Annotated in this window: 12 protein-coding genes and 1 pseudogene; 1 reads left to right on the forward strand and 12 read right to left on the reverse strand. The window is 36.6% G+C overall.

Annotation, left to right across the window (positions count from 1 at the left end):
* Positions 1-274 precede the first annotated feature (274 nt).
* Positions 275-2281: a methyl-accepting chemotaxis protein gene (locus IEV41_RS08265; RefSeq protein ID WP_188387915.1), complete on the reverse strand. Its 2007-nt coding sequence runs from the start codon at positions 2279-2281 to the stop codon at positions 275-277.
* A 322-nt stretch (positions 2282-2603) separates the two neighbouring features.
* On the opposite strand from IEV41_RS08265, the gene IEV41_RS08270 reads away from it, so the two are divergent.
* Positions 2604-2843, forward strand: a complete 240-nt coding sequence (locus IEV41_RS08270) for a glutaredoxin domain-containing protein (RefSeq protein WP_188388732.1) — start codon at positions 2604-2606, stop codon at positions 2841-2843.
* Positions 2844-2864: 21 nt separating this feature from the next.
* On the opposite strand, the gene IEV41_RS08275 is transcribed toward IEV41_RS08270, so the two are convergent.
* From IEV41_RS08275 to fadH, 11 genes and pseudogenes are all read right to left on the reverse strand, one after another.
* Positions 2865-3371, reverse strand: a complete 507-nt coding sequence (locus IEV41_RS08275) for a DUF3993 domain-containing protein (protein ID WP_188387916.1) — start codon at positions 3369-3371, stop codon at positions 2865-2867.
* A gap of 198 nt (positions 3372-3569) precedes the next feature.
* Entirely contained in the window at positions 3570-4790 is a 1221-nt protein-coding gene (locus IEV41_RS08280) for an EAL domain-containing protein (protein WP_188387917.1), read from the reverse strand.
* Positions 4791-4830: 40 nt separating this feature from the next.
* Positions 4831-5955: a pyridoxal-phosphate-dependent aminotransferase family protein gene (locus IEV41_RS08285; RefSeq protein WP_188387918.1), complete on the reverse strand. Its 1125-nt coding sequence runs from the start codon at positions 5953-5955 to the stop codon at positions 4831-4833.
* 263 nt (positions 5956-6218) lie between these two features.
* Complete coding sequence (locus IEV41_RS08290) at positions 6219-7316, reverse strand: LCP family protein (protein ID WP_188387919.1); 1098 nt, start codon at positions 7314-7316, stop codon at positions 6219-6221.
* 322 nt (positions 7317-7638) lie between these two features.
* On the reverse strand, positions 7639-8736 hold the full coding sequence (locus IEV41_RS08295; RefSeq protein WP_188387920.1) for an LCP family protein: 1098 nt from the start codon (positions 8734-8736) through the stop codon (positions 7639-7641).
* A gap of 349 nt (positions 8737-9085) precedes the next feature.
* Positions 9086-10066, reverse strand: a pseudogene (locus IEV41_RS08300) (LCP family protein); the annotation flags it as partial.
* Positions 10067-10227: 161 nt separating this feature from the next.
* Entirely contained in the window at positions 10228-11610 is a 1383-nt protein-coding gene (locus tag IEV41_RS08305; protein WP_188387922.1) for a HAMP domain-containing sensor histidine kinase, read from the reverse strand.
* Positions 11603-12250 carry a response regulator transcription factor gene (locus tag IEV41_RS08310; protein WP_188387923.1) on the reverse strand — a complete coding sequence of 216 codons (648 nt, stop codon included), beginning with the start codon at positions 12248-12250 and terminating at the stop codon, positions 11603-11605. The genes IEV41_RS08305 and IEV41_RS08310 overlap by 8 nt, the downstream gene beginning before the upstream one ends.
* Positions 12247-13137, reverse strand: coding sequence for a metallophosphoesterase (locus tag IEV41_RS08315; RefSeq protein WP_188387924.1), 891 nt, complete (start codon positions 13135-13137; stop codon positions 12247-12249). Before IEV41_RS08315 ends, IEV41_RS08310 begins: the two co-directional genes overlap by 4 nt.
* Before the next feature lie 176 nt (positions 13138-13313).
* The gene (locus IEV41_RS08320) at positions 13314-13955 is read right to left on the reverse strand and encodes a CAP domain-containing protein (protein ID WP_188387925.1); all 642 of its coding nucleotides are present in this window, start codon (positions 13953-13955) and stop codon (positions 13314-13316) included.
* Positions 13956-14035: 80 nt separating this feature from the next.
* Positions 14036-14800, reverse strand: coding sequence for a 2,4-dienoyl-CoA reductase (gene fadH / locus IEV41_RS08325; RefSeq protein WP_188387926.1), 765 nt, complete (start codon positions 14798-14800; stop codon positions 14036-14038).
* Positions 14801-14831: the final 31 nt, after the last annotated feature.

Here is a 14831-nt window from a genome sequence, read left to right on the forward strand (position 1 = left end):
CTCTTAAACCCCAATTTTTAAAAAGATGTCTCTTCTTTATCGAGAAAAACTACAAAATGATAATTAACGATCCATTTATCTTTGTCCATCTATTTTCTTTCATATTTAAAGGGTATCAGTTTACTTAAAGAACTACAACAGTTGTATATAGGTATATCAATACTTAAAGTACTATAAATCATTAAACCGTATATTCCTTTACTATATAGAAAACAGGACCCTAGTAGCACAAAAAACTGTAGGGTATACTTCCCTACAGTTTTTACTTTTCCTTTTATTCTTCTTCCCTCTTCACACGAAAATGTTGTACTAATTCTCTTACCTTTTGACTATTTATCTGTAAATCGTCAGATGTTGTTGCAACGTGTTGTAAGTACGTTAACTGCTCATCTATTGATGCATTTACCTCTTCTGATGCAGCTGCTGTTTCTTCACTACCAGCTGCAAAGACTTGGATAATTTGGCCAAACGTTTCTTGATCTTTCGCTATATTCTCCATTTCAACTGTTACTTGCTTCACAGATTGTGCAAGCTTATCTGCTGCAGATGTAATAGAATTAAATGCACTTTCTGTGTTCATCACAGATTGTTGTTGTTCATTTGCCATTTGACGTGTTTGATTCATTGCCTCAACAGCTCGCTCTGTCTCTTCTTGAATACCTTTTATTGTATTCCCAACATGATCTGTCGCTTCTCTCGATTGCTCCGCTAACTTCCTTACTTCTGTCGCTACTACCGCGAACCCTTTGCCATGCTCTCCTGCTCTAGCAGCTTCAATACTTGCATTTAAAGCAAGTAAGTTCGTTTGCTCTGAAATAGAGCGAATCGTTGCCATTACATCACTAATTGTAGCTACTCGCTCTACTAAATTAGACATAACCACTTCTACTTCTTCTAATTGTGTAGTAGATTCACGTGACGTATGTCTTAATTGCTGTAATCGATTTATTCCGTCGTTTGATGAAGAATCTACTTCCGAAGATAGTTGCGCCATCGCATTCATCGAATTATTCACTTCCGAAACGGATTCTGACATATCTTCCATACGGGTTAATATGCCCTCAATTTCATTCGCTTGGTGTGTTGCATTTTTTGCTACACTATCCATTGCACTTGCAATCTCTTTACTCGATGCCGTCGTTTCTTCTGTTAAATTCGATACTTGCTGTGAAGACTCTTCTACATTTGCTACATTCAATTGAATTGTACGAACCATTTCATTCATTTGTAAGACCATTTCATTAAAATGTTTCGTTAGCTGTCCAACTTCATCTGTTGTTTTACTTTCTAATTGAACCGTTAAATCTCCCTCTGCAAATTTTTGTACCTCTAGACTAAGATTTGCAATTGGCTTGGCTATTCGTCTTGCAATGACATAAACTACAATAACTGTAAGGATTATCGCAATAATACTCATTATGTATACGTTTTTCTTTAATGAGTCTAAATCTTCTTTAATCTTTTCAACTGGGTACATGACCCCAACATCCAAGTTAAACTTCTCTAATGTTGTATAATAAACTTCCATTTCTTTTCCAGATAATGTACTAGAATATTGCTTATCCACATTACTCGTTAACGCTTGTACAATTGGTTCATTGGATACATCCTGACCATTTTTCTCTGGATATGCTACTGCCATCTTATTTTGATCGACAATAAAGACTTGGCCATCATGTGATATTTCCATGCTGTCGATTTGTTTTTGAATCTCATCTAAAGCAAAATTAAACGCAAGTACTCCTAACACTTCTTTATTATCTGATGACATAATTGCTTTTGAACCAGTTATAACTAATTGTTTCGAGGAAGCCGATTCATAAGGCTTACTCCAGACAACTTCTCCTTTAGCTGCTGCTGCTTCTTTATACCAATCTCGTGAAGTAGGATCATATCCCTCTGGTTGACTCTCCCCTCTATTGAACGACGTAATAAATTCCTTATCCTTCGTTCCCATATAAAGGGCAGAAATATTTGTATATTCGCTTATATATACTTCAAAATCATCTAATATTTCTTCTTTCACTTCATCTTTATTTGATGCGTCAAAAAAGCTTAAAATCATATCTGTCTTCGCATAACGATTTAAATCTAATCTAATTGTATCTAAAATATAGAAAAAGTCCTCTGATACATTCTCCACAATTAAGTTGGATTCTTTATTAATATTATCTTGTAATTTTTCATTTACTTTCAAAAACACTATCGATTGTATACTAATAATGACAATAGCAATTAATACAGTAAACATTAACATCATCTTTGTTTGAATTTTCTTCATCGATATGTACTCACTCCCCTAGTAGATTTATACCTCTAAAACATTTACCAAAATCAATCAAAACCTATCTTTTCCTCTCGCTAAAACATTGTTTATTATAGCATCGTTTCTATTCTTTTATAGTGTGATTGATGATTTGTTCATGAAAAATGAAAACAATGTACTAGCTCATAATTGTCCCACCTATACTATGTACCTTCTATTAGTAATTATTTGGGTATAATATGCCTATAAAACCCCTCTGCTCTCCTTCTTTCCTCTATACAATTTCTTTATTTATCGATATGATAAATAAACACTCCACTAAGAAAGGATGACGTACATTATGAAGGTCGAGTTATATACACAACCAGAATGCCCACCATGCACAATCGTAAAACAATTTCTACAACACCATGGCGTTTCGTATGAAGAGTTTGACGTAAAGAAAGATACAATAGCAAGAAATCGTATGGTACATGAGTATGACTCATTCTCTACCCCAACTGTTGTCGTTGACAGTATAGTTGTAGCTGGATTTAACATCGAAAAGTTACAGGAATTACTCGGAATAAAAGAATAAGGAAGGACATCGTGTCCTTCCTTATTTCAATACTGCTCCGTATTCTTGTAATCGTTCAATTTCAGGTAATAACTTCGTGTTCACATTATATCCTGTTATTTTCCACATATCTCTCTCTTTCATAAGCATAATCACGTAATACTTACCTTTGATTTGCTCATATACGTACACTAATCCATGTTCTTTATCGTATACCGCTTTCGTCTTGTTATCATAGCTAAAATCCGGTGTGTAATTCATTAAATTATCTCGTGAGTATGACTTAGAATCGCTTTGAGGGATGTTATCATCAAGAAATGCTTGTAAGCTTGTAGAAGTCAAATGCGGACTTAATGCCTTCTCCGCATTCGCTACATCTAACTTCTTTTTCACTACTTCTTTTTCTGCTGCTATTCCGCTTTTCACAACTTTCAATGCTTCGTCCCTATTAATCGTTGTTCCCTCCTGTGCCTCTGAAAACGAAACAAATGCAAAGACAAAAATGAGTAACAATATCCCAGCTAATAAAGGAATTGCTTTTCTTTCCATACACATCCCATCCCTTCCGTTTGTTTTCCTTGTCCTTATTGTAACAACGTTTAGAACAGAAACGATGAATAATCATTCGTAAAATAGCAACACCTCTAGACAGCAATCTTTCTAAATCAACGGTATTCCACTCTTTCTTTCAAAAAGCCCTATAAAATGCAAAAAGCTAGAGAGACATTTCTCTCTAACTTTTCCTAATTAGCGCAATAATCCTTCCGTCTTATACAAATAATCATACGGAATATCCATAAAAATGTAGTCATTGTCATCTGTTGGATACGAGAACGTTCGAATCGTTTCTCCACTTTTAATATCTGTATACAAATCTGACAGTCTACCTTTTTTGTTCACACGCATCTTCATAATATTTTCTAAAAAGTATGGTCGCCAGCTCCAGTTCTTCATCATATAGCTTGGATACAATACCCAATCACCATCTGCCTCTTTTTCAATGTTTGCTGACTTTTGGAAGCCATCTTCATCGCATACATACATGCGAAAACTGACATCCGAGAATTCCTTTGCTAGTACTTGAAGGAATTTATTATAATCATCTATTTTCTTCATTCGCATCATGAACGTATTTAATCGTTCATTTAACGTATCGCTGTAACTTTGAATCGCTTGTAATTTCTTCTTCTCATGAACAATAAATGTATGACATTCTTGACGCAAACGATCTTTCAATGAATATTTGTCCATGAAAGACGGGCTCGCTGCATGTAAATATCTTCCTTGATAATACCTACCACCGTTTTTCCATGCATATTGTAAATGATAAAATTGATCAATTCCTTCATACAAAATAGTCGCTCCCATTTTACGAGCGAGAAATGGTAACGATGATAACGTATCTTGATACGCTGGTGTATTCTGTTCCTTATCTAACGAAACTAAATCTACTTTGAAAATATCAGGTGCCAACATTCCAACACGGCGAATATTACTATTCCCTTTTCCAATATGATCCACTGCTAATTTCATTCCGTACGTACGATAGTATGTGAGTAAATGTCGCAAGCTTTTTAAATCACCTGTAAAATGATGCTCTGTTAGCTGGATAATAATATTCGTTAAACGGAGCCCTTGCTCTTCATAACGTAGCAATTGCTCTAAGAACATTTCTTTCTCATCATATTCAAGAAGGTTGGGATTACGATTAATAAATAAATAGAATGATTGATCCGTCTGCATATAATCTTCTATTGCCTTCTCTAATACGATTGCATCTACTTCCATACGAAAGTCTTCTGGAACAGATTCATCTAAGAAAAAATGCCCGATGCTGACATTCTCTCCGTCTATCTCCATATATCCTAATACTTCATATCCTATTACTTCGTGGTCATCCGCACTAAAAACCGGTTGGTAATAAGGGACTACCCTATCTAAATTCGCCATAATTTCTAATGCATCCATTGTTCAAGCCCCCTTATCATATCTCTATCGTGGATGAACGTTATTTACAAGTAATTCCTTGTTCTGTTAGTACATCTTTAAATGCTGCTAGAATAAGTGCTACATTTGTTTGCTTCGCATTATAGCCCATTAAGCCAATGCGCCATATCTTTCCTTTTAAACTATCTAAGCCTCCGCCTATCTCAATGCCATATTTCTCAAGCAGGCGCTTACGAAATACTACGTCATCCACCTTATCTGGGATACAAACAGACGTAAGCTGTGGTAATCGATACCCCTCTTCAACTAATAAAGATAATCCAAGATTCTCTAATCCCCGCTGAAGTTCCTTTCCAAAATATGTGTGACGGCTAATAACAGCTTCAAGTGTTTCTTCTTTTATCATTTGTAGTGCCTCATTTAATGCATAAATACTTGAAATTGGGGCTGTATGATGGTAGAAACGCTCTTCTCCCCAATAACTTTGGATCATCGATAAATCTAAATACCAACTCTGTACAGGCGTTTTTCTTGTTGCCATGACGTGAAGAGCACGTTCGCTAAATGTTACTGGAGATAATGATGGTGGGGCTGATAGACACTTTTGTGTGCCGCTGTATGCAGCATCAATGTTATATTCATCGATATTTGTAGGAATACCTCCTAATGATGTTACCATATCACATACGAATAGTGCTCCGTACATATGAACAAGCTCACTTAATTGTTCTAGTGGCTGACGTACTCCAGTGGATGTTTCTGCATGAACAACTGCAACTAGTTTGACATCACCATGTTGCTTCAATGCCTCTTCTACGGCAGTACAATCAATAATACTTCCCCATTCCGCATGAACTTCGATTACTTCTGCACCGCATCTTTTGGCAACATCAACCATACGTGTACCAAACAATCCGTTGACTCCAATAATAACTTTATCTCCTCGTTCCACAAGATTAACGAAGACAGTTTCCATTCCTGCACTTCCTGTTCCACTCATTGCAACAGTCAGTTTGTTCTCCGTCTGAAAAACGTAACGTAATAAATCCATCGTTTCATTCATAATTGTAAGAAAAGCAGGATCCAAGTGTCCAAGTAAAGGTGTCGACATTGCTCGTAGAACTCGTGGATGTACATCACTTGGACCAGGACCCATTAATACGCGAAAAGGTATTTTGTTCTCCATCCTATCCACTCCTTTTTCTTAACCAGACTATCTATATCGTACAACAAAGTCGCCTCGATAAATAGTCAGAAAATAGATTTTTTCCATTAAAGTGCAGAGAAAGGACGTTTGTATAGACTATTTTTACTAATTACCCTAGAAGAATCCACGAAAAATGTAACAGCCTTTTCACTGATTGATACCGTGAAAAGGCTGCATCTTCATACACTCTTTTTTCAACTTCTCCTTCGTACTTCATACGAATTACTTAGAGCTCTTCACCATTATTTCTCTGGCATTACTTTAATTACTTCATTATTTTGTGGATATCGGTGTTTATATTTTTCATCCTTACCTAAATGCTTTAACAATGTTCGTGTCGTTTCATCTAAACTCTTTTTGTCAGGAAGATAATAATACGTATAACCTTTTCGTTTCTTTTGATTTGTCTCTATTGCTTCTTTCTTTGAATTAATATAAGCATCTTGACCTGCTATTTGTAACTTCTCAATTGATGCACTCATTCCATATTTATAAAAAGAAATTAACTCATTAAATGTTAAATTTGTCTTAAAATTACCATCCATCGCGTCAATCAAACCTTCTATTTTGGTCACACTTCCAACACTTGCAACTTTTTTAATAATTGCTTCTACTACTAATTGTTGACGTTGACCACGCATCGCATCACTGTCCATATGGCGTGTGCGTGCAAACGCCAACGCTTCTTCACCATTTAATGTTTGAACACCCTTTTTCAAGCGAATAGCCCCTTCTTGATCACTACTATTTTGCTCTGTAATATCCGTTGGCACGTCTACTTCAATGCCCCCAATTTCATCAACAATCTCCATAAAAGCCGCAAAGTTAAATTTCACAAAGAAATCTACTGGTACATGTAGTAAGCCTTCTACTGCATCAATAAGTACGTTAGGTCCACCATCTTTTCCATTTTTCGCTTGTCCAGCACTATGAGCGTGATTAATTTTATCCATCTTCTTCGTTAATGGAATATATGTATACGTATCACGAGGAATACTAACTAATTTCACCGTCTTATCATCTTGATTAAATGTAGCTAATAATAATGCATCCGCCTGAACAGCTTCTCCCTGTACTTCCTTTCGCTTCTCACTCTCATCTACCCCCATAATAAGAACAGAAATATGATCTTTTAACGGATTTACTTCACTATCTCTTAAAGCAGACTTTCCTCCTCTGCTTAATGTTTGATTTGCATCCCCAACTGTCGATGATGCTTTATATACAATATACGCCCCGTAGCCAACGCCTCCTAACAGTAACACCAATACAACTACCGCTATCATACGGCCCATCTGCATCTGTCTTCGTCGTTGACGAGAAGATTTTCTTTGCTTCATGTTTTCCCATTCCCCTTCTATAAATCCTTATATCTAAATTCAAGTAAATAATAACTACATAAAGAAGTAATAGACTAGGTACTACTACTATCTATTCTCTCCCACATCACCCAAAAAGAAATAATAGCTATTTTTCACCTTCTTTCATGATAGCCTTTTATGCATAAAAATTGGTTACAGCTTAATTACATTTTATTACAAAAATCCACAATATTATATACCATTCAATGTTCTTTTTTTATTAGATGTGTACTATTCGGCTACAAAATATCTCTAAATACACAAAAAAGTTCTAGAATTCTAGAACTTTTTTGTGTATTTATTAGTCTGTCTTTGTAACTTTTATCACTTCGTTATTTTGTGTATACTTCTGTGAATAACGCTCACTTAATCCCAAATGAATACGCAACTCTTTTGTAATCTTATCTAAATTCTCTTTGTCTGGCAGATAATAATATGTTGTTCCTTCATGATACGTAGAATAAGCTTGCTTCTTTGAACCATTTCGAATATATGCATCTTGTCCTTCAATTTGTAATTTCTCAATTGATGCACCGATGCCATATTTGTAGAAAGCCATCATATCATTCAATGATAAGTTTGTCTTGAAGTTCCCATCAATAACATCAATAATATCTCCAATTTCCGTTACACTTCCAACACTTGCTGCTTTCTTTACAATTGCTTCTAATACTAACTGCTGACGTTGGCCACGCATCGCATCACTATCCATATGACGTGTACGTGCTAACGCTAACGCTTCTTCCCCATTTAATGTTTGTATACCTTTCTCCAAGCGAATAGCATTCGCTATACCACTACTATCTTGTTCTACAATATCAGCCGGTACGTCGATTTCAATTCCTCCTAGTTCATTCACAATATCGATGAACGAAGCAAAATTGAATTTCAAGTAATAATCAACCGGTATATTTAATAGTCCCTCCACTGCATTAACAGTTGCATCTGGGCCACCATCTTTTCCTTTTCTCACTTGTCCTTCACTATGAGCATGCGTGATTTTATCCACCTTACTACTAATAGGGATATATGTATACATATCACGTGGAATACTTACTAATTTCACTGTTTTATCATCTGTATTAAACGTCGCTAACATTAGAGCATCTGTATGAACAGCGTTCCCTTGTTCTTTTGCGCGTGAAGGACTCTCATCTACTCCCATTAATAAAACAGATACATGATTTTCCACTGGCTTTACTTCACTGTCTCGTAAATCTGATTTACCACCTCTGCCTAACGTTTGCTCGGCATTTTTTACTGCTGACGATGCTTTATATACAAGATATCCACCGTAGCCAACACCACCCAACACTAACATTAATAATACAATTATCACGACCATACGGCGTGTTTTTACTTTCCGCCTGTTTTGGCCTACAGATACCTTCCGATTCATGCTGTGTATTGCCTCCTTGTATACTCTCCGATAAATAAAAAAGAGTAACTCTCCCTAAAATTCAGAATAATATTACAAAAAAATAAAAATAGACATATTATATAGTATCCGTTTTATTCTTTTCTCATCGAAAATTATTGCAAAATCACAAATATCTATTCGATATATTATTTAATTATACTCTTTTATGCATAAAAAGCCGTTACAATTTCGTTACAATTCGTTACAATTGTATATCTACTTACATATTTACACAAAAAAAAGTAAGCTCTCACACTGTGGAACTTACTTTCTGATACTTTATTTATCTCTGTTCATTTTGTTTATATTTAGGAACAAATGTTGGACTCATTCCTAGATGCATACGTAGCTGACGTGTTAACTCGCTTAACTTCTGTTTCTCTGGCACGTAGTAATATACACCACCAATATATTTATCTTCTCCTACGACTTGTAGCTTCTCAATCGTAGCTCCGATACCATATTTATAGAATGATAACATGTTATTGAATGTTAAATTCGTCTTAAACTGTCCATCAATCGAGTCAATAATTGTACCCACTTTCGTAACAGATCCTACACTCGCTAACTTCTTCACAATTGCTTCAATAACTAATTGCTGACGTTGACCTCGCATAATATCACTATCTATATGACGTGTACGTGCTAACGCTAACGCTTGCTCACCATTTAATGTTTGAAGACCTTTCTTTACATGAATCGCATCTGGTACATCGTTACTATCTTGTTCGGTGAACTCTACTGGTACATCTACTTCAATACCACCTAAAGCATCAACAATTTTGATGAACGATTCGAAGTTGAATTTCACAAAATAATCAACTGGGATGTTAAATAGTCCTTCCACTGCTTCTCGTGTCGCTTTCGGACCACCTTCTTCACCACCATACTTTACTGCACCAGTAGCATGAGCGTGCGTAATTTTGTCTTTCTTATTTTCAACTGGAATATATGTGTACGTATCACGCGGGATACTTACTAGTTTCACTGATTTATCATCTTTATTAAAAGTTGCTAATAATAATGCATCTGTACGTACCGCCTCACCATATTCTTTTGAACGCTTCTCACTTTCATCTACGCCCATTATTAAAACAGATACATTATGTGTGACAGGACTCACATCTTCATCACGTAAACCTGATTTCCCTAAATCCATTGCAGCATTTCCTACCGCTGAGGATGCTTTAAATGCTAGATTAGCAGCGTATCCAATGCCACCTACAAGTAACAGCATAAATACAAGCGCGAAGATACGACGTCTTACGTATTTTCGTTGTTTCGCTCGTGTTGATGTTCCTCTATTCATCTTTTTCTTACTCCTTTATCTATAAAATTAACAATTATCTTATCCTTTTATAATATGGTTCATCAGTTCATTATAGTTTTTTTCGTTTAAAAAAACCACTACAAATTATTCACAACTAGATAGAGGTTATCTCCATCCCTTTGTTTATCTTACATAAATAGCTATTTCCGGGGTAATATGAAGTACAATTCTAACTCTCCTTCATGCATACGATGCCCATAAGACGCACCATGCTTCTTCAATATTTCTGCGACAATGGATAACCCAAGGCCTGTTCCGCTCATTTCTTTATTGCGAGATGTTTCCAATACATAAAATGGTTCCCAAATTCTATCTATATCCACACCATCTGTCCAGCTTACTCCATTTGTAATAGAGAAGAAACAAGCATCTACTCGATCTTCTAACGTAACATTAATATAATTGTTCGTACTATATTTCACTGCATTACTAACGAGATTGTCTAATACTGTCATCAGGCGGTGTGGGTCGCCTATTACATCATAATTACCATTATCCGGTTTTCTTTCGGTGTGCACGACTAATTGCTGCTTCTCTACGGCAATATCATATTTCTTAATAACCTGTCGAAGCAATGTATCTATGTTACATTTTTTCATCTCATGCTTCTCTGTTTGTAGCTTAGAAAATTGAAGTAATTCTTCTACTAATAATGCCATATCATCTGTCTGCTTTTGAATAATACGTAAATACGTACCATCATCCAATCCATCATGTATACCCGCTATATACGCCTTGACTAGCGCAAGTGGTGTTTTTAACTCATGAGAGATATCGGCTAAGAAACGACGTAAATTAGCATTTCGTTGCTCCAATTCTTGATGAGCCTTCTGTAACTTCTCGCTCATTTCATTAATACTTGCTGCTAATTCCTCTATCTCATCTTTTGTTTGAATCGACACTTTAGAAAATTTAAGTTCAGAGATATCTTTCGCTACATTCCTTAATTCTCCAATTGGAGAAACAATACGCTTTGAGAAAATGGCCGATAAAAATATCGCAAGGACAAATCCCCCTAGCGCAATGTATATATTTAATTTGTTCACTGTTCGAATCGTATCCGTTACATGTGCAATCGATTTGCCAAATACAAAGAGCGTATCGTCTTTTTTCATAAATGTCACAAGAAAATTCGATTTTAATTTCCCTTGGTCATATAATTCACTTTCTACTCCATCCCGTTCTACTTGCTCAAGCTTCTGCTCTGTTAACCAAAACTTATTCAACGTAATTCTTTTCTTTGCAAGAGCACGACGTAAATGGTCATTTAGTGTATCTAAATCCATATCAGAATCCTCATAGACGATTGTTACATTATACTTCTCTTCGATTTGAGGAATTTGTTCAATAATCTCTTGAACAGACATTTCTCGCAATTCTTCTGTAATTGTTTCAAGTTCCCGTTCTTGCTCATATAGGACATATTGAGGTACAAGGAAGGTCGTCACGAAAAGGGATAACAACATAACAACACATACAACCGTCACGACATAAATCGTTAACTTCCTACTTAATTTATTCATGATTCTCCTCAAAGCTATAGCCCATATTACGATGTGTCTTAATCCAATGAGCGCCTATCTTTTCTCGCAGTCGTTTAATATGTGTATCTACCGTCCGTTCATCTCCCTCGTAATCGAAACCCCATATGCGGTCTAATAGCGTGTCACGAGTTAAAATCTGTCCTTTGTGCTCATATAATATTTTCAGTAATTGAAATTCTTTATTCGTTATCTGTACATCCATATCATGCAACCATACTTTTTTTCCTGTGAAATCAATGCGCATATTTCGAATATACACACAATCTGTCCGCTGAATTAATTTCTTCGCTCGGAGGAGGAGTACTTGCGGATCAAACGGCTTTCGAACATACTCATCCGCACCTGCTTCTAGCGCGTGGCATTCATCCTCATGTTCGCCTTTCGCTGTCAAAATCAAAACTTTCACATCTCGACTACGCTTTATCTCTTTGCATACTTCCATTCCACTCTTATAAGGCATCATCCAATCTAAAATAGCTAAATCAACTGTTTCTTCGTAGAAGATAGCAAGAGCCTCTTCCCCGTCTTTTGCTAAAAACGTTCGAAATCCTGCTTTTTCGAAATACGCTTGCAAAATTTTCAACATGTATACTTCATCATCGGCAATTAAAACATTCATCTCTTTTCTCCTTTCTTCAACGTTAAGACCGTAATCTCTGGTTTACATAAAAAACGAAATGGCAATCTTGTCGTACCAAGACCTCTATTGACATACAGATAAAAGGCTTGCTTCGCTCCTCCAAGTGTATATAAGCCGTCTACGTACTTCTCCGCATATGTCGGAGTAACGAGTGGCCCAATGAACGGAAGTTGAATTTGCCCGCCGTGGCTATGACCTGATAATTGAAGATCGACTTCGTATTCCTTTACTTTATCCGCAACATCTGGTTCATGAGCTAATACGATTGTAAACTCTTCTGCTCGTATCGGCTTCAAGGTCTTCTCTATTTCCATATTTCCAAGCAATAAATCATCCAATCCAACAATATTTATGGTCGTATCTGATGAAATAGCTACGTTCCGTTTATCATTTATGAGTAAATCAAATCCTGCTTCTTTCATTATTTCTTTATATGCGCGACTTCCACCGCCACCGTGATCATGATTTCCATATATCGCAAACTTTCCAAGCTTTGCTTGTACTTTTGCTAATGCGGGCGCTAGTTTCTTCACTTCTTTATATTGACCAAAATGATCAATCAAATCACCTGTAAACATGACAAAATCTGCTTCTTGTTTGTTAATGATACGAACAGCTTCTTCTAATTGCTCTATTGAATAGTATTCTCCTACATGCACGTCACTAAATTGGACAATTCGCTTCCCTTGAAGATCGGCAGGTAGAGTTGGAATAGAAATACCTACTTCCCTCACTTGTATAAGCGTTGGCTCTACTTTCTTTGCATATGTATACGGAATACTCGTAGATACAAGCGAAGCTGCTGATATATAGGCAGATTTTTTTAAAAATGTACGACGTGATATTTTTCTATCTTGTATATTCATCTTATTTATTATCCATGCTTTCAATAAAATATAGTGCCAAATAGACGACGATACATAATACAATAGTTACTTTTTCCATGAACAAACACCTCACTCTGTTACATCCGTCACTATATCATTTGAATGTGTCCTCTATATGACAAAAATAAAAAAGCTTGAGGCAATGTACCCCAAGCTTACTTACTAATAAATTGTTGTGCCCAGTAACAGTTCTGGCTACCGCCTTTCGCATAACCGATACCAATATGTGTGTAACTTGCATTCAAAATATTCGCACGGTGCCCCGATGACTGCATCCACGACTTCACAACTTCTTCTGCTGTTTGTTGTCCAGCTGCAATATTTTCAGCCGCTTGCCTGTACTGAACGCCAAATTGACGTAACATATCAAATGGACTTCCGTATGTTGGTGAAGTATGAGAGAAATAATTCGCATCACGCATATCAGCTGCCTTCACATGTGCACAGCGATTTAACGTCGCATCACTACCACTTAATGGTTTCAATCCATTACGCTCACGCTCTTTATTCGTTAACGCTAACACTTGTTTCTCAAAATTCTCCATACTATCCGGTGGTGGCAAAGTAATCTTTTCACCAGGCTTTAAGCCGTTCGGATCTTTCACGTGACGATTTGCTTCCATTAATTTTCCTAATGAACACTTCTTTTTCGCAGCAATTGTATGCATCGTATCCCCTTGTTGTACAACATACGTCCAGACAGACGTCGGTGTATTCGTACCAGATACTTGTCCAGCAGCCTGTGCCAGCATCGGAAGCGCAATTAGAAGAAGCATTGCTAGTAGGGACCTTCTCATGATAAAACCTCCTTAGTAACAAAAATAGGACGCTCTTATCATACCCACAAAGCAATGCTTTCATGAATAATTACTACGAATTAGAATGGATATTGATGCAATGATTGACCGCCATCCATTGTAATACATTCACCGTTAATATATGCTGCATCATCTGATAATAAATAGTACGCAAGACCTGCAATCTCTTCTGGCGTACCAAGTCTTCCAAGCGGTACACTTTGTAGTGTACGCTTCGCTGCCGCTTCTGACGTGAACAACTTATCTGCTCCGCCAGTACGTTCGATCGGACCTGGCGCAATAGCATTGACACGGATACCGTATTTTCGTCCCCACTCTACTGCTAATGTTCGTGTCATTGTTAAGACACCTGCTTTCGCACAAGCAGAATGAATAACACCTGGGCCAGCATCCCATGCATATGTAGCTACCATATTAATCATGCTACCTTTAATACCTTTTTCAATCATATACTTTCCAACTGCACTACTACAGTAGAATGTACCGTTTAATACAATATTAATAACTGAATTCCATCCATTTACAGATAGATCCTCAGCTGGACAAATAAAATTTCCTGCCGCATTGTTCACAAGCGCATCGATACGTCCGAATGTTTCGTCAACTTTTTTTACCATGTGTTCAACATGCTCTGGGTTACGTACATCCATTTGTACAACTAACACTTGATTCTCAAACTGCTCAATTTCCTTCTTCGTTTCTTCTAACTTCTCCAGCGTTCTTCCTGTAATAACAACGTTCGCGCCTTCTTTCGCAAACTTCGCTGCCATTCCTTTCCCCATACCACTTGAACCACCTGTAACGATTACTACTTTACCTTTCACGCGATTCTCCCCCTTTAAATAAAACGCTTTC

The sequence above is a fragment of the Priestia taiwanensis genome (genome assembly GCF_014638355.1).
Taxonomy (GTDB): Bacteria; Bacillota; Bacilli; order Bacillales; family Bacillaceae_G; genus Priestia_D; species Priestia_D taiwanensis.